The organism is Oscillospiraceae bacterium (genome assembly GCA_025757685.1).
Classification (GTDB): Bacteria; Bacillota; Clostridia; order Oscillospirales; family Acutalibacteraceae; genus CAG-217.
In genome coordinates this window covers 1,564,277-1,584,610 of the sequence record CP107220.1, presented here as the reverse complement: position 1 = coordinate 1,584,610, position 20,334 = coordinate 1,564,277, and the positions used below count along the sequence as shown (strand labels likewise).

Here is a 20,334-nt window from a genome sequence, read left to right as displayed (position 1 = left end):
TTTTGGTATAATGATAGTAACAAAAAATGCACTGATTTTTTGGATTTTTTGCAAATAACTTAAAGGAGAATAGAGTTATGGAAACAACTTTGACTTCCAACAAGTCCCTGCTTGCGTGGCTGGACGAAAAAGTGGAACTGACCAAGCCCTCTAAGATCGTTTGGATCGACGGTTCTAAGGAACAGATCGACGCCCTGAAGGCGGAGGCTGTGGAAACCGGCGAGATGATCAAGCTCAATGAGGAGCTGCTGCCCGACTGCTATCTGCACAGAACCGCAGAGAACGACGTGGCCCGTGTGGAGGACAGAACTCTGATCTGCTCCAGAAAAGAAGAGGATGCCGGCCCCACCAACCACTGGATGGAGCCCTCTAAGGCTTATAAAATGCTCTATGACATCGCTGCCGGTGCTTACGAGGGCAGAACCATGTATATCATTCCCTATTCCATGGGTCCTGTTGGTTCTCCCTTCTCCAAGGTCGGTATCGAGATCACCGATTCTATCTACGTTGTGCTGAACATGAACATCATGACCAGAGTGGGCAAGGCTGTTCTGGATGTACTGGGCGACTCTAACGACTGGGTGCGCGGTATGCACTGCAAGTGCAATGTGGATCCGGAGAAGCGCTGGATCTGCCAGTTCCCGGAGGACAACACCATCATTTCCGTGAACTCTGCTTACGGCGGCAATGTGCTGCTGGGCAAAAAGTGCTTCGCTCTGCGTATCGCTTCTTACCTGGGTAAGAACGAGATGTGGCAGGCTGAGCATATGCTGATCCTGGGTCTGCAAAAGCCCTCAGGCGAGATCAAATACCTGTGTGCTGCTTTCCCGTCTGCTTGCGGCAAGACCAATCTGGCTATGCTGATTCCGCCGGAAGGCTATCAGAAGAAGGGCTACAAGATCTGGACCGTTGGCGACGATATCGCCTGGATCCGCAAGGGCCCGGACGGCCGCCTGTATGCCATCAACCCGGAGAACGGCTTCTTCGGCGTGGCTCCCGGCACCAATATGAAGTCTAACCCCAACGCACTGAAGTCCACCATGAGCGGCACGATCTTCACCAATGTTTGCCACAATATGGACAACAACACCGTGTGGTGGGAAGGCCTGGATAAGAATCCGCCTACCAATGCCATTGACTGGAAGGGCAATCCCTGGAACGGCCAGACCAGCGACGAGAAGGGCGCACACCCCAACAGCCGCTTTACCGCTCCTGCAAAGAACTGCCCCTGCATTTCTCCCGAGTTTGAGAACCCGCAGGGCGTGCCGATCTCCGCTTTTATCTTCGGCGGTCGTCGTGCAAAGCTGACTCCTCTGGTGTACCAGTCCAAGAGCTGGAACCACGGCGTGTTCGTGGGCTCCGTTATGGGTTCTGAGACCACTGCTGCCGCTACCGGCGCTGTTGGTGTGATTCGTCGTGACCCCATGGCTATGCTGCCCTTCTGCGGCTACAACATGGGCGATTATTGGAAGCACTGGATCGAGATCGGCCAGACCCTGGATCCCGATAAGGCTCCCAAGATCTTCAATGTAAACTGGTTCCGTAAGGACGATGAGGGCAACTTCCTGTGGCCCGGCTTCGGCGACAATATGCGCGTTCTGGACTGGATCGTTGACCGTTGCGAGGGTAAGGTGGATGCGCAGGAGACTGCGATCGGCTACCTGCCTTATGCCAAGGATATCAACCTGGACGGCCTGGATATGACCGAGGAGCAGCTGGACAAGATCCTGGATGTGGATAAGGACGCTTGGGAAGAAGAGCTGAAGGGCGTTGAGGAGCTGTACGCAAAGTTCGGCGATCATCTGCCTAAGGAACTGGCCGACGAGCTGGCTACCGTAAAAGCCAACCTGGAGAAATAAGTTCCGATGATCAATCAAAAGAACGGGTACTTCGGTATCCGTTCTTTTTGCGTTTGTAAACCGATTTGCCTCCCTTATAAAGGGTGACTCCCCGCAGTGCGGGGAGATGTCGCGCAGCGACAGAGGGGATAAAATAAATTGAATTTCGTAGGGCGCGATGTTTTCATCGCACCGCATAAGGAATTCAAACAATCACAGGGCAGCCCTTTGCTCTTTCTTGCAATCCACTGTGGGATTTGGTAAAATGAGGGCGGAAGGTGAGATTATGAAAAAGATCAGTAGTGCACTGCTGGCGGCACTTTTGCTGCTGGCAACGGTGTTTACCGGCGCGCCGACGGCCATGGCCGCTGGGGTGAGCGTGAATGCCACGACGGTAACGGTATATTTTTTGAACCAGGAGTTCCGAGAAAAGATCAGCCAACCGGCAGCGTACCCCGCCAGCTTTCAGCTGAAGGTCACCGGCGCTGACAAGGCCGCTTACCGGGTAACGGCAGGGGAGTCCGCCACGGTCAGCAGTACCGGACTGGTGAAGCCGCTGTGCACCCGTTACTACTGGTACGGCAATGTGGGCAGCACCGCACCTACCCCTGGCAAGACGCCGGACCGGGTGACCGAGTCTTACACCGCCGGGGACAGCACCGTGCAGGTGACTGCCGGGGGCAAGACCTTTCGCGTGACGGTGCATGTGCAGAGCTATGCCCAGGTGTATGTGGACAGCGTGATGCAGGACTATATTGCCAAGAACCTGCCTGCCAATCCCACCGATTACAATAAAGCAGAGACGGCGGCCAAGTTTGCTGCTCAGTATGAATACAGCGCCAATTACAGTAGCTATTTGTCCATGGTGATTCTGGGCGGCGGCGATTGCTGGGCCAGTACCGGGGCGGTCAATCGTATGTGCAGCCTGATGGGGCTGCCCGCCTGGACTCGCAACGGCAACAAAGACGCCGGCGCAGGCAGTGGCCATGTGAACACATTGGCGCAGTGCGCAAACGGCACTTATTACCAAATTGAGGCCGGTTTTGACGCTACGGCGCCGCGCCCTTATGAGATCAAGTCCCGGACCTCTCTGTTTAGCTATCGCTCCTCTGCTGCAGGGGCGACGGTGTATCAGTATGACGGCAAGACCATGCCCACTACCCTCATTGTGCCGGACACGGTGGACGGCAAAGCAGTGGTGGGGATCGGCGACGGCTTTTTGCGCAATGCGGACAGTGTGACCCGGGTGGTGCTGCCAGAGACAGTCACTTCCATTGGCGACGGCGCCTTTAACAGTTGCAGCCAGCTGCGGCAGCTGAATTTGCCCGCCATGCTGGGCACGCTGGGGGCGTACGCCTTTACCCGGTGCCCCAAGTTGACCCGGATCACCAGCCGCTCCGCCGCATTCCCGGCGGAAAATGGCGTGATTTATAACGCAGACCGCACGGCGTTGCTGTATGCGCCGGGGGCGGTGTCAATGACCGTGCCCTCTACCGTGACCCGCATTGGCGACCATGCTTTTTACTACGGCGAGCAGTTGCAGTCTGTTACCTTGCCTGTCGGTTTGCAGTCCATCGGTAAGGACGCTTTTGCCGGTTGCACGGACCTGCAAACGGTGAAGGTGCAGGGTACGGCGCTGACGGAGATCCAGCGAGAGGCCTTTGCCGGTTGCCGCAAGTTAAAGTCCCTGACCCTGCCTGCCAGCGTGCAGACCCTGGGCGAGCGGGTGTTTGCCTATATGGCCTCGGACTTTGTGCTGTACGGTCCTGCTACCGGCGCGCTTGCTGATTATGCGGCGGCCAATAATATTCTTTATAATCATACCCACAGCTTTGCTTTGACTTCTACCGACCCGGCCACCTGCGAGAACGCCGGAAGCAAGACTTATACCTGCACCGCTTGCAGTGCCACCAAGACGGAGACCATACAGCCCTTGGGCCACCAGCCGGTGCAGGCGCTGTACCCGGCTGATTTTCAGTATGACGGCTCGGTGATGACCTATTGCATACGCTGCCACTGGGTGCTGGAGGATAGCCGCACCATTGCCCATGTCACCGAGGTGAAGCTGTCTGCCACTACCTATACCTACAACGGCAAGGTGCAAAAACCGTCTGTGACTGTAAAAGACAGTAAGGGCAAAGCCCTGAAGAATGGTACGGATTATACCGTCAGCTATCCCAAGGGCATGAAGAATGTGGGCAAATATACCGTAAAAGTGACCCTCAAGGGCAATTACAGCGGCAGTAAGTCCATGACCTATAACATTAACCCCAAGGGTACCAGCGTGTCTAAGGTGAAAGCTGCCAAGAAAGGTTTTAAGGTCACTTGGAAAAAGCAGGCGACGCAAACTACCGGCTACCAGGCGCAGTACAGCACCAGCAGTAAGTTTAAGAAAGCCAAGACGGTGACGATCAGCAAGAATAAGACCACTTCTAAGAGTGTGAGCAAGCTGTCCGCCAAGAAGAAATATTATGTGCGCGTGCGCACTTATAAGACCGTCAAGGTGAACGGCAAAAATGTAAAGCTCTACTCCGGGTGGAGTAAGGCCAAGAGCGTGACCACCAAGAAATAAGAAAAACCGGCGGATTTTCTCCGCCGGTCTGTTGCACCTTGCACAAGATTTTGCATAGCGGCGGGCAAGTTGTGAATAATATAACAAATCTGCAGACAGAGACCAATTTTTTCTTGCAATATAGGGGCAAATCGGCTATAATTGTATCGGTAAAAATATCAGACTTTTCTAAGAAGACAGATTAACTTGAAGGAGTTGTTATTTTATGAACGCACTGAACAAAAAATCCGTTGAAGATTTGGATGTTAAAGGCAAGCGCGTACTGGTACGCTGCGACTTTAATGTTCCGCTGAAAGACGGCGAGATCACCAATGACAAGCGTATTGTGGCTGCACTGCCCACCATTAAGTACCTGATGGAGCAGGGCGCCAAGGTGATTTTGTGCTCCCACCTGGGCAGACCCAAGGGCGAGTATAAGCCTGAGTTCAGCCTGGCTCCCGTGGCTAAGCGCCTGAGCGAGTACCTGGGCGTGGATGTGCCGCTGGCTGAGGACGAGAATGTGGTCGGTGAAAATGCTAAGAAGATGGCTGCCGACTTGCAGGACGGCCAGGTGATGCTGCTGGAGAATGTGCGTTACCGTGCAGAGGAGACCAAGAACGAGGAGAACTTCTCCAAGGAGCTGGCTTCTTTGGCAGACCTGTTTGTGAACGACGCATTCGGCACCGCACACCGTGCCCATTGCTCCACCACCGGTGTGGCTTCTTACCTGCCGGCTGCCTGCGGTTATTTGATCCAAAAGGAGATCCGGTTTATGGGCGGCGCACTGGCAGATCCCAAGCGCCCGCTGGTTGCCATTCTGGGCGGCGCTAAGGTGTCTGACAAGATTGGTGTGATTTCTAATTTGATCGACAAGTGCGATACCATCATCATCGGCGGCGGTATGGCTTATACCTTTATGAAGTACCTGGGCCACAACATCGGCACCTCTCTGCTGGAGGCTGACTGGGTGGACAAGGCCGGCGAGATGATGCAGACTGCCAAGGATAAGGGCGTGAAGTTCCTGATCCCCATAGACAATCGCTGCGGCAAAGAGTATAAAGAGGATACCGAGGTTTTGGTTTGCAAGTCCGACGATATTCCGGACGGCTGGATGGGCCTGGACATCGGTCCCAAGACCGAGAAGCTGTTTGCTGACGCCATTGACGGCGCAGGCACTGTGATTTGGAACGGCCCCATGGGTGTGTCCGAGTGGGACAATTTCGCCAGCGGCACTATCGCTGTGGCTAAGGCTATTGCAGACAGCGGCGCCATCTCCATTATCGGCGGCGGCGATTCTGTGGCTGCTGTGACCAAGCTGGGCTTTGCCGATCAGATGAGCCACATTTCTACCGGCGGCGGCGCTTCTTTGGAATTCCTGGAGGGCAAAGAGCTGCCCGGTATCGCTGCATTGCAGGATAAGGACTAATTGCTAAATCTATTTTTTCTATAAAAGAGGTAAGTGAATTATGAACAAAGCACTTCGTAAGGCCGTCATTGCCGGCAACTGGAAAATGAACAACACCCCCGCAGAGACCACTGCTCTGCTGGAGGAGATGAAACCCCTGGTGGCAGACGCGGATTGCGATGTAATCATCTGTGCACCCTTTGTGGATCTGCAGGCTGCCCTGGACGCCACCAAAGGCTCCAACATTCAGGTGGGCGCTGAGAACTGCCACTGGGCAGAGAAAGGTGCTTTCACTGCTGAGGTGTCCGCTCCCATGCTGAAGGCCATGGGCGTGCCCTATGTGATCATCGGCCACAGTGAGCGCCGCCAGTATTTTGGCGAGACCAACGAGACCGTGAACAAGCGTGTGCGCGCTGCCCTGGACAATGGGCTGAAAGTGATCCTTTGCGTTGGTGAGGTGCTGGAGGAGCGCGAGCAGGGTGTCACCTTTGAGGTGGTCGGCATGCAGACCAAGATCGCTTTGCAGGGCGTCAGCGCGGAAGAGCTGAAGAATGTGATCATCGCGTATGAGCCGGTATGGGCCATCGGCACTGGCAAGACCGCTACGGCGGATCAGGCTGATGAGGTGAACGGTTACATCCGTTCCGTTATCGCTCAGCTGTACGGCCAGGCTGCTGCAGATGCTTTTGTGGTGCAGTACGGCGGTTCTATGAATGCCGGCAACGCAGAGGAGCTGCTGGCGAAGGAGCATGTAGACGGCGGACTGATCGGCGGCGCTTCTTTGAAGGCCAAGGACTTCTCCGTGATCGTGAAGGCTGCTTCTAAATAAAAATCAATGGCTGGGGGGAGTTGCGGCGACGGTCGCTGCTCCCTCTTGCTTTGTCACTTTATCCGTGAAAGGAAGTTATTACTATGTCTAAGAAACCTTATGTGCTTTGCATTATGGACGGCTTCGGCAAGAACCCGTCCCAGCATGGCAATGCCATTGCCATGGCCAAGAAGCCCAATTTGGATAAGTTGATGGCCGAGTGCCCTTATACCTATATCGGCGCCTCCGGTATGGATGTGGGCCTGCCGGACGGCCAGATGGGCAACAGCGAGGTGGGCCACACCAATATGGGCGCCGGCCGCGTGGTGTACCAGGATTTGACCCGCATTTCCAAGGCGTTTGCCGACGGCGAGGCCTATAAGAATGCGGCGCTGGTTGGCGCCATGGAGAATGCCAAGGACAAGGCCCTGCACCTGATGGGCCTTGTGTCTCCCGGTGGCGTACACAGCCATATAACCCATCTGTACAATCTGCTGGAGATGGCCAAGGAACAGGGCGTTTCCAAGGTGTATGTGCACGCTTTTCTGGACGGCCGTGATGTGCCCCCCGCTTCTGCAGCGGAGGATTTGGAACAGCTCCAGGCCAAGATGAACGAACTGGGCGTTGGTAAGATCGCCTCTGTGATGGGTCGTTTCTACGCCATGGACCGTGATAATATTTGGGACCGTGTGGAGAAAGCCTATGCCGCTATGGTGTACGGCGAGGGCGTGCAGGCTACGGACGCGGTGGCGGCCGTGCGTGCGTCTTATGAGACGGTGGACGAGGACGGAAAGCACCTGACCGATGAGTTTGTGCTGCCCACCGTTGTTGGCAACGAGGGCCGTGTGCACAGCGGCGAAAGCGTGATCTTCTTTAACTTCCGGCCGGACCGTGCCCGGGAGATTACCCGCGCCTTTGTGGATCCGGCATTCACCGGCTTTGACCGCAAGGGTGGCGCCTTGAACCCCTATTTTGTGTGCATGACCCAGTATGATGCGGAGATGCCTTGCGTGCATGTGGCCTTTGGTCCGGAGAGCCTGGAGAACACCTTTGGCGAGTACCTGTCCAAGCAGGGCAAGACCCAGCTGCGAATCGCCGAGACCCAGAAGTATGCCCATGTGACCTTCTTCTTCAACGGCGGTGCAGAGGAGCCGTATCCGGGCGAGGATCGCATTTTGGTGCCCTCTCCCAAGATCTCAACCTTTGACCTGATGCCGGAGATGAGCGCACCCCAGGTGTCTGAAAAGCTGAACGAGGCCGTGCGCAGCGGCAAGTACGATGTGGTGATTGTCAACTTCGCCAACTGTGATATGGTGGGTCACACCGGCATTATCCCCGCCGCCGTTAAGGCTGTGGAGACGGTGGACGCCTGCGTTGGCAGCTTGGTTCAGGCGGTCAAGGATATGGACGGCGTGCTGTTTGTCACTGCCGATCACGGCAATGCAGACAAGATGCTGGACGAGAACGACGAGCCGTTCACGGCCCACACCACCAACCCGGTGCCCTTTATCGTGGTGAACTACCCCTGCACCCTGCGTGAGGGCGGCAAGCTGTGCGACATTGCTCCCACCATGCTCAAGGTGATGGGTCTGCTCCAGCCGGCAGAAATGACCGGTACCTCTATCGTAGAGTAATTTTAAGTCCCTTTGGCGGCGGTGCACTTGCACCGCCGCTTTTTCGTTTTATAAATGGTTAGCGACGAAGGGTTGCTGCAACCGGGAACATTGAATCGCTTTGCCATAGATTTAACCTTTACACCCGGGTGCCGAATGGCGTATAATAATGGCAAAGGGGAGATGGCTATGACATTAAAACAACTGGAATATGTGGTCAAGGTGGCGGAGTGCGGTACCGTCAGCGGGGCGGCCAAGGCGCTGTTTGTGGCCCAGCCCAGCCTGAGTGCCGCCATTCAGGAGTTGGAGAGCGAAATGCACCTGACCCTGTTCCACCGCACCAATAAGGGCGTGGTCGTGACCAAAGAAGGCGAGGTGTTCCTGTCTTACGCTCGCCAAATTTTGGAGCAGACGGCGCTGCTGGAAAGCCGCTACAAGGGCGACCCGGTGCGCAAGCAGGCCTTTTGTGTGTCTACCCAGCACTATTCCTTTGCGGTGAACGCCTTTGTGGACCTGATCCGGGAGCGGGGCGGCGACCGCTACGACTTCTCTTTGCGAGAGACGCAAACCTATGAGATCATTGAGGATGTGGCACAGCGCAAAAGCGAGATCGGCCTGTTGTATCTCAATGACTTTAATCGCACGGCGCTGCAAAAGCTGCTGCGGGGAGCCGATTTGGATTTTACGCCCCTGTTTACCGCCCACGCGCATGTGTTTCTCAGCAGCGATCACCCGCTCTCCGGTGCCCGGTCAGTGTCTTTTGACGATTTGGCGGAGTATCCTTATTTGTCCTTTGAGCAGGGGGACCACAATTCCTTTTATTTTTCGGAAGAGATCTTCAGCCCGGCAGTGCGCAGCAAAAATATCCGGGTGCGGGACCGCGCCACCCTGTTTAATTTGCTGATCGGCTTGCAGGGCTACACCGTGTGCAGCGGCGTGATCGACAGCAAGCTGAACGGCGAGAATATTGTAGCCGTGCCCCTCACCGGCGTGGCGCCCATGGAGATCGGCTATGTTTTGCCGGCCGGCGTGCAGCCGGGCAGCCTGTGCCGGGCGTATATTGAAAATTTGAAGCAGTATGTGCCCATAGACTGAAGCTATGGCAAACAACTGAATATCCGTATTTTACAATAGCGAAAACCTCCGTTATACTATAAGCAACGACAACAACCAAACGGAGGACAAAAATATGTACAGCAAGAACGCACCTTTTCGCTATGATTTTGTAGGCAGCTTTTTGCGCCCGGCGCCCATTAAGGCCGCCCGCGCCGCTTTCGCCGCCGGTGAGCTGGACGCTGCCGGGCTGAAAGAAGTGGAGGACCGGGAGATCCGCAAGCTGATCTCTCACCAAAAAGCCGCCGGGTATCACACCATTACCGACGGCGAGTTCCGTCGCAGCTATTGGCACCTGGACTTTATGTGGGGATTGCAAGGACTGCAGGAGATCACCCTGGACCACGGCTATATTTTCCACGGGGAGGAGACCACCCCCGGCTCTGTGCAGGTGGTGGGCAAGATCAGCGGCGAGAATCACCCCTTTGTGGAGCATTTTAAATTTGTAAAGCAGTTTGAAGATGACAACACCGTTGCCCGCCAGACCATTCCCGCACCGGCGCAGCTGTATGCAGAGCTGTTCCGGGAGGATAACGGCAAGGCCACCCGCGCGGTTTATCCGGACGATGACGCACTGCTTTCCGATATTGCCGCCGCGTATCGCCAGGTGATCGCCGATCTGTATGCCGCCGGTTGCCGCAATGTGCAGTTGGACGACTGCACCTGGGGTATGTTCTGCGACGCCGGGTATCAGCAGTTCCTGGCAAGTACCGGCGCTAAGCTGGAGGACCAGGCAGAGAAGTACCTGCAACTAAACAATGCTGCCCTGGAGGGCAAGCCGGCGGACCTGGTGGTGACCACCCATGTGTGCCGGGGCAATTATCACTCCACCTGGGCCAGCTCCGGCGGCTATGCGCCTATTGCACCCATTCTGTTTGCCAAGGCGCATGTGGACGGCTTTTATCTGGAGTTTGATGACGCCCGTTCCGGCGATTTTGCACCGCTGCAGTTTGTTGCCCCGGGCAAAAAAGTGGTGCTGGGCCTGGTGACCACCAAGTCCCCGGTGCTGGAGGATCCGGAGGCGGTAAAAGCGCGGATCGCCCAGGCAGCAGAGCTGGTGCCCCTGGAAAACTTGTGCCTAAGCCCCCAGTGCGGCTTTGCCTCTTGCGAGATCGGCAACAAGCTGACGGATGATGAGCAGTGGGCCAAGCTGAACCTGGTGCGCACCGTCGCCCGGCAGGTTTGGTAAGATCAAATTTATCAAAATCACACAAAACGGCAAGGGAGTCCTTGCCGTTTGTTTTATTTTTGCCACCAATTTGACCTTTTGTAGTGTAATCTTCCCCGGATTTTAATTTTTTTTATTGCAAGGCGGAGCAAAATCAGATACAATAAGGATAGAAAGGATGTGTGCCAATGAGCCAGATTTATACAATACCTTGTAACAGAAATGAAGATGTGTTTATCCACGCGATTCCCGGCCATTATGTAACCGCTTCCGCCCACCTGAATTACTATGTGGGCACCTCGGACATTAAGCATAATCGGGTGGTGTCTGTGGAGGCTGCCAAGCTGCTGGCCGAGTATTACAGCGTGCGGAATATGGATGTGGACACGGTGCTGTGCCTGTATGAGACCCAGGCGCTGGGCGCTTATATGGCTCAGGAACTGGCAAGCCCCAGTATGCTGGCGCCCAACCCGGACTTGCAGGTTTATGTGTTGGGTCCGGAGTATGACACCCAGGGCAATATGATCTTTCGGGACAATTTGCGCCGGATGATCCAGGGCAAGAATGTGGTGGTGCTCATCTCCTGTATCACCAGCGGCCGCACGGTGGAGCGGGCGGTACAGAGCGCCCGGTATTACGGCGGCAATGTGATTGGCATTTCCTCCGTGTTCAGCGCAGCCAAGGAACTGTGCGGGCTGGAGGTCAACACTCTGTTTACCCCGGAGGATCTGCCCAATTATTCTTATACAGCCGCCAAGGACTGCCCCATGTGCAAGGCCGGTCAGCCGGTAGACGCCATTATGAACGGCTACGGCTACTCCAAACTGTAAAATTTGGGTTGACAAAATCGGCGCGCGTGTTATAATAATCTTACTGAATATACAGTACCCACAAAAGACTGTGAAGCAGAAAAAGACCTGCGTTTTCCTGCACAGAGAGGCGGCGGACGGTGCAAGCCGCACAGGGAACATAGGTGCATAGCTCTCTGCGGAGTTGCTCTTCTGAATAGAAATCAATAGGAAGAGCCGTTTAACCTCGTTATCGGTTGAGGCATTGCTTGATGCCAAAGGGCAGATTTTTTCTGCTGAAGTAGGGTGGTACCACGCATAGATACTGCGTCCCTATCCATTGGGGGCGCAGTTTTTGTTTGTGCCTCCCCAACAGAGAAAGGAGAAACTGTGATGATGAACCAAGGCTACAAGAAGTATAAGCCCTTTACCCCCATTGATTTGCCGGACCGCCAGTGGCCCAACCATGTAATCGACCATGCGCCCATTTGGTGCTCGGTAGATCTGCGTGACGGCAACCAGGCGCTGGTGGACCCGATGAATTTGGAGGAAAAGCTGGAATATTTTAAGACCCTGATTGAAGTTGGGTTTAAGGAGATCGAGGTGGGCTTTCCCTCTGCCAGCGAGACGGAGTATGAGATCCTGCGTACCCTGATCGACGGCCATTATATCCCGGACGATGTGACCATTCAGGTGCTGGTGCAGGCGCGCCCTCACCTGATCAAAAAGACCTTTGAGGCCATTGACGGCGCCAAGAATGTGATCGTGCATTTTTACAATTCCACTTCCACTTTGCAGCGCAAGGTGGTATTTAAGACGGATATGGACGGCGTGATTCAGATCGCTGTGGACGGCGCCCGCTTGATCTATGAACTCACCGAGGAGGAGAAAAAGCGCCACCCGGAGATGAACATTCGCTTTGAGTATTCGCCGGAGTCCTTTACCGGTACGGAGATGGACAATGCGGTAGAGATCTGCCGCCGGGTGATGGAGGAGCTGCATATTACCAAGGAGAACCCCATTATCCTGAACCTGCCCTCCACTGTGGAGGGCTCCTCTCCCAACGGTTATGCAGACCAGATCGAGTATTTCTGCCGTCACCTACCCAACCGGGACGCGGCCATTATCTCCCTGCACCCCCACAATGACCGGGGCGAGGGCGTGGCTGCTACGGAGCTGGCGCTGATGGCCGGCGCCGATCGTGTGGAAGGCACCCTGTTTGGCAACGGTGAGCGTACCGGCAATGTGGATGTGGTGACCCTGGCGCTGAATATGTGGACCCAGGGGGTAGATCCTAAGCTGGATTTCCACAACATCAATGCAATCAAGGAAGTGTATGAGCGCTGCACCAAGATGCAGGTGCCGCCCCGCCAGCCTTATGCCGGCGAGTTGGTGTTTACCGCATTCTCCGGCTCTCATCAGGATGCCATCAACAAGGGCAAGATCTATATGGAAGAAAGCGGCACCCCTTATTGGGAGATCCCGTACCTGCCTATCGACCCGGCAGATGTGGGCCGAGAGTATGAGCCCATCATTCGGATCAATTCTCAGTCCGGCAAGGGCGGCACTGCCTTTATTTTGGCCAACAACTATGGCATCAAGATGCCTAAGTCCATGCACCCGGAGTTTAGCGCCGTGGTACAAAAAGCCTGCGACGAGAAGGGTAAGGAACTGAAAGCGGAGGAGGTCTTTGACCTGTTCCAGCAGGAGTATCGCAATGTGTGCGGCCCCTACCGCCTGGTGAATTACAAGATCAGCGAGGAGAAGAACGAGCAGGACGATCTGACCCATGTGCATTTCTCCGGCGAGCTGAAATACAAGGACAATGCGCCGGTGCAGATTGAGGGCAACGGCAACGGCCCGGTGGCTGCGTTCTGCGACGCTATGAACCAAACCGAGGTGGCCAGCTACCAGTTTGTGGATTACAGCGAGCACGCCATCTCCGTGGGCTCCGACTCCAAGGCCATCAGCTATATTCACTTAAAGAACCCACAGGGCAAGGACATTTTCGGTATCGGCGTCAGCCACAACATCGGTTATGCGTCCATGAAGGGCATTATCTGCGCCATCAACCGTGACCAACCGGATACTATGCGGGACGATACCATGCCCGGCATTTTTGAGGTTTGCTAAGACAGAAAGGGCAAGAACATGAAGAATTACAAAATCACCGTGTTGCGCGGTGACGGCATTGGGCCGGAGATCGTGAACGAATGTATCAAGGTGCTGGACAAGGCAGGGGAGAAGTTTGGCTTCTCTTTTGACTACAATGACCAGCTATTGGGCGGTTGTGCCATTGATGCCACCGGCGTGCCCTATCCGGCAGAAACGGCGGCAGCCTGCAAAGCATCTGACGCGGTGCTGCTGGGCGCTGTGGGCGGTCCTAAGTGGGACGACCAGCCGGGCAGCAATCGACCGGAAAAGGGTCTGTTGGCCATTCGTGAGGACCTGGGTCTGTTTGCCAATCTGCGCCCGGCCAAGATCTTCGCCCCGCTGAAGAGCGCTTCTCCTATTAAGGAGGAGATCATCGGCGACGGGTTGGACATTCTCATTGTACGCGAGCTGACCGGCGGCATTTACTTCGGCGACCGCGGCACTTATGAGGAGAACGGCGTGGTGGGCGCGTATGATACGGAGCGCTATACTTACCCGGAGATCAAGCGCATTGTCAAGGCCGGTTTTGAGTATGCCATGAAGCGGGACAAGCGGCTGACCTGCGTGGACAAAGCCAATGTACTGGACAGCTCCCGCCTGTGGCGTAAGATCGTAGAAGAGACCAAGGCGGATTACCCCCAGGTGGAGGTGTCCTATATGTATGTGGACAACTGCGCTATGCAGCTGGTGCGCAATCCCAATCAGTTTGATGTGATTGTCACTTCCAATATCTTTGGCGATATTCTGTCTGACGAGGCGTCTATGATCTCCGGCTCCATCGGTATGCTGGCGTCTGCTTCTCTGGCAGAGGGCACCTTTGGCTTGTACGAGCCTATCCACGGTTCCGCACCGGATATTGCCGGCCAGGGCAAGGCCAATCCGCTGGCAACCATTTTGTCCGGCGCCATGATGCTGCGCTACACCTTTGGCGAGATGGAGGCTGCCCAGGCCATTGAGGACGCGGTGGATCAGGCACTGACCCAGGCCCGCACCCCGGATATTTACGAGGAGGGCTTCCGTCCGGTGACCACCGCCCAAATGGGCGACTTGGTGGCCGGCCTGCTGTAATCGTTTGGTAAATCAAAGGACCGATACACGGTGTATCGGTCCTTTTTATGTGCTTGCGGCGTTTTATCATATTACATCGGTTATAAAATTCCTGTCGGGTGGGGACTTGCTCCCGCCGGTATTTATGCACATCCACATACAAAAGACCGCCCCGGATGATCCGAGACGGTCTTTTATGGATTCCGATTTTTACTTTTCCACGACTTTACCGCCGTTATTGGCAGAGGCGTAGCCGATCCAGCTGCGACCGGGGTTCAGTTTTAAGGGCTGACCGTCGGTGGTGGTCAGGGACAGCTTGCCGTCCTTTTTGCTCCACTTGATCTCGGTATAGGTGCCCTGAGAAGCGAGCACACCCTTGCCGCCGGCCAGATCGTAGTTACAGTAGGTCTCGCCCTTACCGCTGCCTTTGTAATTGGCCTTGGTGGTGTAAGAGGTGTTGTCAAACAGCACGATCAGGTTCTTCATCTTTACATCCGTTTCATAATCGGTGCTGTGGTACATTTTGTCATCGCTTTTATAGGTCCAGTCGCGGGTGCGGGTGCGATTAGAGAAGGTCAGCGCCAGTGCGTTGCAGGGATCATCACCCACGGCAGTTGCCTTTTTGTTAAAGTCGAAGGTGGTAAACTTGGCCTCGTTGACCTTGGTGCGGATCTTCTGCTCTTTCAGGGCAGAGGCGATTTTTTTGCCGCGCAGCACACCGGTGTGCTCGCTGGCTACATTGCGGGTTTGGTCTCTGGTAAACAGATCCACCTTGCCGCTGTAAGTCATCTGGTTAATGTGGTCCACATTGTCCTGGGCAAACACGGTGTTAGCGCCTACATAGCTGCCTTTGCTCTTGCTCTGACCCCAGTGGATAAAGACGGCGTCAAACATCTCGGAAAAGCGAATGTACGGCGGGCGGGCGCTGCGCATAGGGCCGATCTTGTCCGGCACAGAGGTATAGTCGGCAAAGAGCCACAGCATACGGGTCTCGCCGCCTTCCACTTCGCCCTCTACGATAATATCCGGGGAATTGATCCCCCACTGGGGACGGGCAGCCTGGGCGTTCTCTACCACCAGGGCCACCGGGCGCTTGCCTACCGCGTTCTCATTGTAGTCGTTCTCACCGGTAAAGGGGTTCACCACGGCCACCGTTGCCTGGGTGGTGGCTTCGGTAGCGGCATTGGTCACGCCGGAGGTTGGCTCCTCGTTTTTGCCACGTACCACGCCAAAGTAAATGCCCAGGGCCACGGCAATCACAACCACAACAGCCACAACGGCAATAATAATTTTCTTTTGCTTATCGTTCTTCTTCATTTCTTCCTCCGGATATTCATCGTCACCAAGGGGTCGGGTCGGGGGCGTGTAGGTTGCCTCTGCCCGGGTCTCCTCCGTGCCGGAAAATACATTGGTATATACATCTTCTCTGCCGTCTGCGGTGGGTGTGGTCTCCGGCATAGCGGAGGCGGCCGGTGTTTCCTTTGCTGCCTCTGTGGGCAGGGTGGGATTCTCCGGCAAATCCTTCGGCGCAGGCGTGGGGGCGTCTGCGTGGTCAAACAGCGGCATATCTACGGTCTGAGGCGGCTCCGGCTCTGGGGGCGCATCCTCTGTGTGCGGGTTTTGGTGGTTCCGAATTTCGTTCAGAATATCATCCAGCTCATCGGAATCATGCATAAAACTCCTCCTCTCACAACAATGTTGTCACCTTATTTTACCATAACTGCCGTCGGATTTCACTATATTTTTTGATTTTTATTGATTTGGCACGGGCATTATAGTAAAATAGGAGCCACGGAGGGACATTTTTATGGCAAAAACAATCCCTATGATCATTACGAATTCGGACATTTTGGTGAAGGATCGGGACACGGACGATTTTAAGACTTTCTCCCTGCCGGGCACGCCGGTGGTGGCCAATATTCCTTTTTATCATCATTATGCCGCCAAGATCAGCGAGACCCAGCATTATTTTAAGGAATTTATCAAGAGTATGTACGGCAAAAAGCTGTCCAAAAACATTTTGGCAATCCTGGTGCCGGACGATACCACCGCGCTGGAATCTATTTTTATCAACGAGCTGTTTCTCAATTCCGACGCCTGTAAGGCAGTGGCGCAGATGAAAATGGGACAAGCTCTCTCCAAGACAGACGAAAGCTATGTGAGCATCTCCAAATCCGGGCGCAATCTGGTGCTGCTGTATGTGAAGAACAACGAGGTAATCGTCAGCCGGTATTATGATGCAAACGGCTATGATCCGGCTGTGGTGAAGGCAGACGCTGCCCGATTGCATATTGATATTGAATACAAGCAAGTGCCGGTGTATGTGAATAATTTTAATATGAATATGGACGAGTTCTTGGATATGGGAACGGTGATTTCGCCTAAGGATTTTATGGAAAAAATTGCCGCCGTGGATGTGGCCAAGCTGTGAGTAAATACAGCGCCCCTGTGCAAACTATTACCGGTGCCGCGGCACCGATTGCACAGGGGTGATTTTTTATGGCGAAGAAGAACAAAAAGGAAAAACGGCAGAGAAAGGGTAAGGAAGTCATTGACCTGACCTCCTATATCAGCCCGGAGATGTTGCAGGCAGATGTGGACGGCAGCTACACCGGCGTGCCGCGGGAAACGTATTATGAGGACATTCCCGCAGAGCCGGTACAGGATGCGGACGATCTGTAAAGTGCAAAAAAGCGCATTGCAAGCCTTGCAATGCGCTTTTCTCTTTGTACTTATTTCTTCTTGAACTTGTCAAAAAAGCCTTCTTTAGGCGGGTTCTTGGGGGGCGTGTAGCTTTTATCAAAGGTACGCAGCAGTTCCTTTTGCTCGTGAGTCAGACCGGTGGGAATATCTACAATGATCTGTACATATTCGTCGCCTTTGCCCACACTGTTCAGCCGCTGAATACCTTTACCCTTCAGCTTAAACACGGCGCCCGGCTGTGTACCGGCAGGCATATTGTACTTCACATTGCCGTCCAGGGTGGGCACCTGTAATTCTGCGCCCAGGGTGGCCTCGGTAATGCTCACATGCTTGTTGTACCATACATTATAGCCGTCCCGGGTAAAGTTCCTGTGCTTCTTGATCCGCACTTCAATGTGCAGATCACCGGCAGGGCCGCCGTTCATACCGGCGTCGCCGTTACCGCGCACGGTCACAACCTGGCCGTCATCAATCCCGGCGGGAATGTTGATTTCAATTTGCCGCGCGGCACGCACCTTGCCCTTGCCGCCGCACTTTTTGCAGGGGTCGTCTACGATTTTGCCCCGGCCGCCGCAGCGGGAGCAGGTGTGCTGGCTGTTCATTACACCGAAGGCGGTGCGCTGCTGCACATTGACTACGCCGCGTCCTTGGCAGTCCGGGCAGGTCTTGGGACTGGTGCCTTTCGCCGCACCGGTGCCGCCGCACGCAGAGCAATCCTCGACCCGCTGGGTGCTGACGGTCTTTTTGCAGCCCTTGGCTGCTTCTTCAAAGGTCAGGGTCACAGACGCTCGCACATCCCGACCGCGCACCGGCGCATTGGGGTTGCGCCCGCCAAAGCCGAAGCCGCCGCCTCCACCGCCAAAGATGGAGGAGAAGATATCGCCCAGGTCAATGTCGCCGCCGTCAAAGCCAAAGCCACCGCCGCCGTAGCCGCCCTGTCCGGCACCGTAGTTGGGGTCAACCCCGGCAAAGCCGAATTGGTCGTATCGAGCTTTCTTTTGGGGATCGCCCAGCACCTCGTAGGCCTCGTTACATTCCTTGAATTTGGCCTCGGCCACCGGGTCGTCCGGGTGCAGGTCCGGGTGGTACTTCTTGGCGGTTTTGCGGTATGCTTTTTTGATCTCATCCTCCGAGGCGCCTTTGCTTATGCCCAGCACCTCGTAGTAATCTCGTTTTTCTTCAGGCATAGTAGCCTCCGTCGTTTAGATTTCAGTATAGATAACGGTATAGGCAGGCGGCAATACTGGTGTATTACCGCCTGCCGCCGTTCCTGAGAGGGGATTAGTTATCGTCCACCTCGGTGTAGTCTGCGTCGGTGTAACCGGCGTCATTGCCGCCCTGTGCTGCATCTGCACCGGGTGCTGCGCCGGGCTGGGGACCCTGCGCGCCCTGGGTGGCTTCATAGATCTTTTGAGACACCTCGTAGAACTTGTTGGTCAGGTCCTCTTCGGCGCTCTTAATGGCGTCTGTGTTGTCGCCCTTCAGTGCTTCCTTCAGCGCGTCCAGCTTGGTGTTCAGCGCGCTCTTGTCGTCATCACTGAACTTGTCGCCGTTCTCGCTGAGCAGCTTCTCGGTCTGGTAAACCATCTGGTCTGCGTTGTTGCGCAGGTCTACGGCCTCTCTCTTCTTCTTATCCTCGGCGGCGAACTGCTCTGCTTCCTTCACTGCCTTGTCGATGTCGTCCTTGCTCATGTTGGAGGAGGCGGTAATGCTGATGTGCTGCTCCTTGCCGGTGCCCAGGTCCTTGGCGCTTACATGCACAATGCCGTTGGAGTCAATATCAAAGGTCACTTCGATCTGGGGCACACCGCGGCGGGCGGGCATAATGCCGTCCAGGTGGAACATACCCAGGGTCTTGTTGTCCTTGGCAAACTCACGCTCACCTTGCAGCACGTGCACCTCCACGGAGGTCTGGTTGTCGGCTGCGGTGGAGAAGATCTGGCTCTTCTTGGTGGGGATGGTGGTGTTGCGCTCAATGATCACGGTGTTTACGCCGCCCATGGTTTCAATACCCAGGGACAGGGGCGTCACATCCAGCAACAGCAGGCCCTTTACATCGCCGCCCAGTACGCCGCCTTGCAGGGCAGCGCCCATAGCTACGCACTCATCCGGGTTAATGCCCTTAAACGGCTCTTTGCCGCTGAACTTCTTAATGGCTTCCTGTACGGCGGGAATACGGGTGGAACCGCCTACCAGCAGGATCTTGTCAATGTCGTTCATGGTCAGGCCGGAGTCGCTCATGGCCTGGCGAACCGGGCCCATGGTAGCCTCTACCAGGTCTGCGGTCATTTCGTTAAACTTGGCTCTGGACAGGGTGGTCTCCATGTGCTTGGGGCCGGTAGCGTCTGCGGTGATGAAGGGCAGAGAGATCTGCGCCGTGGTCATACCGGACAGGTCGATCTTGGCTTTCTCTGCGGCTTCCTTAATGCGCTGCATAGCCATTTTGTCGCCGGACAGGTCAATGCCCTGTTCTTTCTTAAACTCGGCAACCAGCCAGTCCATGATTTTCTTATCAAAGTCATCGCCGCCCAGGTGGTTGTTACCGGCTGTTGCCAGGACTTCCTGTACGCCGTCGCCCATCTCAATGATGGATACATCGAATGTACCGCCGCCCAGGTCGTAGACCATCACTTTCTGGTCGTTTTCCTGGTCGATACCAAAGGCCAGCGCCGCAGCGGTGGGCTCGTTGATGATTCGCTTTACTTCCATACCGGCGATCTTACCGGCGTCCTTGGTGGCCTGGCGCTGCGCGTCCGTAAAGTAAGCGGGTACGGTGATGACCGCTTCCGTTACCTTGTCGCCCAGGTAGCTCTCTGCGTCGCTCTTCAGCTTTTGCAGAATGATAGCGCTGATCTCCTGGGGGGTGTAGGCCTTGCCGTCAATGTTGACTTTGTAGTCGGAGCCCATGTGGCGCTTGATGGAAGCGATGGTACGCTCCGGATTGGTGATGGCCTGGCGCTTTGCCACATTGCCCACCATGCGCTCGCCGTCCTTGCTGAACGCCACCACGGACGGGGTGGTGCGGGCACCCTCTGCGTTGGGGATCACTACGGCTTCGCCGCCCTCAATCACGCTGACGCAGCTGTTTGTTGTACCTAAATCAATACCAATAATCTTAGACATAATGGAATACCTCCTGCTTATTG

The 20,334-nt window shown here is 55.3% G+C and carries 15 protein-coding genes and 1 other annotated feature; of the genes, 12 read left to right on the top strand and 3 right to left on the bottom strand.

Going from position 1 to position 20,334, the window contains the following annotated elements:
• The first annotated feature begins 77 nt into the window (after positions 1–77).
• From OGM59_07385 to leuB, 10 genes are all read left to right on the top strand, one after another.
• Positions 78–1,859 carry a phosphoenolpyruvate carboxykinase (GTP) gene (locus OGM59_07385; protein UYI90524.1) on the top strand — a complete coding sequence of 594 codons (1,782 nt, stop codon included), beginning with the start codon at positions 78–80 and terminating at the stop codon, positions 1,857–1,859.
• Between the two features lie 265 nt (positions 1,860–2,124).
• Positions 2,125–4,410, top strand: a complete 2,286-nt coding sequence (locus tag OGM59_07380; protein UYI90523.1) for a leucine-rich repeat domain-containing protein — start codon at positions 2,125–2,127, stop codon at positions 4,408–4,410.
• Between the two features lie 205 nt (positions 4,411–4,615).
• A complete protein-coding gene (locus OGM59_07375) occupies positions 4,616–5,815 on the top strand; it encodes a phosphoglycerate kinase (GenBank protein UYI90522.1) in 1,200 nt (399 codons plus the stop codon).
• 40 nt (positions 5,816–5,855) lie between these two features.
• Entirely contained in the window at positions 5,856–6,623 is a 768-nt protein-coding gene (gene tpiA, locus OGM59_07370; GenBank protein ID UYI90521.1) for a triose-phosphate isomerase, read from the top strand.
• A gap of 83 nt (positions 6,624–6,706) precedes the next feature.
• Positions 6,707–8,236: a 2,3-bisphosphoglycerate-independent phosphoglycerate mutase gene (gene gpmI, locus OGM59_07365; protein ID UYI90520.1), complete on the top strand. Its 1,530-nt coding sequence runs from the start codon at positions 6,707–6,709 to the stop codon at positions 8,234–8,236.
• A gap of 168 nt (positions 8,237–8,404) precedes the next feature.
• Positions 8,405–9,310: a LysR family transcriptional regulator gene (locus tag OGM59_07360; GenBank protein ID UYI90519.1), complete on the top strand. Its 906-nt coding sequence runs from the start codon at positions 8,405–8,407 to the stop codon at positions 9,308–9,310.
• Between the two features lie 94 nt (positions 9,311–9,404).
• Positions 9,405–10,517, top strand: coding sequence for a 5-methyltetrahydropteroyltriglutamate--homocysteine S-methyltransferase (locus OGM59_07355; GenBank protein UYI90518.1), 1,113 nt, complete (start codon positions 9,405–9,407; stop codon positions 10,515–10,517).
• Between the two features lie 167 nt (positions 10,518–10,684).
• Positions 10,685–11,326, top strand: a complete 642-nt coding sequence (locus OGM59_07350; GenBank protein UYI90517.1) for an orotate phosphoribosyltransferase — start codon at positions 10,685–10,687, stop codon at positions 11,324–11,326.
• Positions 11,327–11,387: 61 nt separating this feature from the next.
• Positions 11,388–11,622, top strand: a binding site (T-box leader).
• Between the two features lie 58 nt (positions 11,623–11,680).
• Positions 11,681–13,417 (top strand): 2-isopropylmalate synthase, encoded by a 1,737-nt coding sequence (gene leuA, locus OGM59_07345; protein UYI91768.1) that lies wholly within the window; start codon positions 11,681–11,683, stop codon positions 13,415–13,417.
• Between the two features lie 18 nt (positions 13,418–13,435).
• On the top strand, positions 13,436–14,506 hold the full coding sequence (gene leuB / locus OGM59_07340) for a 3-isopropylmalate dehydrogenase (GenBank protein ID UYI90516.1): 1,071 nt from the start codon (positions 13,436–13,438) through the stop codon (positions 14,504–14,506).
• 189 nt (positions 14,507–14,695) lie between these two features.
• On the opposite strand, the gene OGM59_07335 is transcribed toward leuB, so the two are convergent.
• Positions 14,696–16,159: a DUF3048 domain-containing protein gene (locus OGM59_07335; protein UYI90515.1), complete on the bottom strand. Its 1,464-nt coding sequence runs from the start codon at positions 16,157–16,159 to the stop codon at positions 14,696–14,698.
• Positions 16,160–16,292: 133 nt separating this feature from the next.
• On the opposite strand from OGM59_07335, the gene OGM59_07330 reads away from it, so the two are divergent.
• Both OGM59_07330 and OGM59_07325 read left to right on the top strand, forming a co-directional pair.
• Positions 16,293–16,916 carry a hypothetical protein gene (locus OGM59_07330; protein ID UYI90514.1) on the top strand — a complete coding sequence of 208 codons (624 nt, stop codon included), beginning with the start codon at positions 16,293–16,295 and terminating at the stop codon, positions 16,914–16,916.
• A 68-nt stretch (positions 16,917–16,984) separates the two neighbouring features.
• Positions 16,985–17,167 (top strand): hypothetical protein, encoded by a 183-nt coding sequence (locus OGM59_07325; protein UYI90513.1) that lies wholly within the window; start codon positions 16,985–16,987, stop codon positions 17,165–17,167.
• A 50-nt stretch (positions 17,168–17,217) separates the two neighbouring features.
• Here OGM59_07325 and dnaJ read toward each other — a convergent pair whose 3' ends face one another.
• Complete coding sequence (gene dnaJ, locus OGM59_07320; GenBank protein ID UYI90512.1) at positions 17,218–18,375, bottom strand: molecular chaperone DnaJ; 1,158 nt, start codon at positions 18,373–18,375, stop codon at positions 17,218–17,220.
• A 94-nt stretch (positions 18,376–18,469) separates the two neighbouring features.
• Positions 18,470–20,311, bottom strand: coding sequence for a molecular chaperone DnaK (gene dnaK / locus OGM59_07315; protein ID UYI90511.1), 1,842 nt, complete (start codon positions 20,309–20,311; stop codon positions 18,470–18,472).
• Positions 20,312–20,334: the final 23 nt, after the last annotated feature.

What these genes read in the sequence shown, in the direction of transcription:
- OGM59_07385 (UYI90524.1), top strand. Translation starts at nt 78, where the DNA reads ATGGAAACAACTTTGACTTCCAACAAGTCCCTGCTTGCGTGGCTGGAC.
- OGM59_07380 (UYI90523.1), top strand. Translation starts at nt 2,125, where the DNA reads ATGAAAAAGATCAGTAGTGCACTGCTGGCGGCACTTTTGCTGCTGGCA.
- OGM59_07375 (UYI90522.1), top strand. Translation starts at nt 4,616, where the DNA reads ATGAACGCACTGAACAAAAAATCCGTTGAAGATTTGGATGTTAAAGGC.
- tpiA (UYI90521.1), top strand. Translation starts at nt 5,856, where the DNA reads ATGAACAAAGCACTTCGTAAGGCCGTCATTGCCGGCAACTGGAAAATG.
- gpmI (UYI90520.1), top strand. Translation starts at nt 6,707, where the DNA reads ATGTCTAAGAAACCTTATGTGCTTTGCATTATGGACGGCTTCGGCAAG.
- OGM59_07360 (UYI90519.1), top strand. Translation starts at nt 8,405, where the DNA reads ATGACATTAAAACAACTGGAATATGTGGTCAAGGTGGCGGAGTGCGGT.
- OGM59_07355 (UYI90518.1), top strand. Translation starts at nt 9,405, where the DNA reads ATGTACAGCAAGAACGCACCTTTTCGCTATGATTTTGTAGGCAGCTTT.
- OGM59_07350 (UYI90517.1), top strand. Translation starts at nt 10,685, where the DNA reads ATGAGCCAGATTTATACAATACCTTGTAACAGAAATGAAGATGTGTTT.
- leuA (UYI91768.1), top strand. Translation starts at nt 11,681, where the DNA reads ATGAACCAAGGCTACAAGAAGTATAAGCCCTTTACCCCCATTGATTTG.
- leuB (UYI90516.1), top strand. Translation starts at nt 13,436, where the DNA reads ATGAAGAATTACAAAATCACCGTGTTGCGCGGTGACGGCATTGGGCCG.
- OGM59_07335 (UYI90515.1), bottom strand. Translation starts at nt 16,159, where the DNA reads ATGCATGATTCCGATGAGCTGGATGATATTCTGAACGAAATTCGGAAC.
- OGM59_07330 (UYI90514.1), top strand. Translation starts at nt 16,293, where the DNA reads ATGGCAAAAACAATCCCTATGATCATTACGAATTCGGACATTTTGGTG.
- OGM59_07325 (UYI90513.1), top strand. Translation starts at nt 16,985, where the DNA reads ATGGCGAAGAAGAACAAAAAGGAAAAACGGCAGAGAAAGGGTAAGGAA.
- dnaJ (UYI90512.1), bottom strand. Translation starts at nt 18,375, where the DNA reads ATGCCTGAAGAAAAACGAGATTACTACGAGGTGCTGGGCATAAGCAAA.
- dnaK (UYI90511.1), bottom strand. Translation starts at nt 20,311, where the DNA reads ATGTCTAAGATTATTGGTATTGATTTAGGTACAACAAACAGCTGCGTC.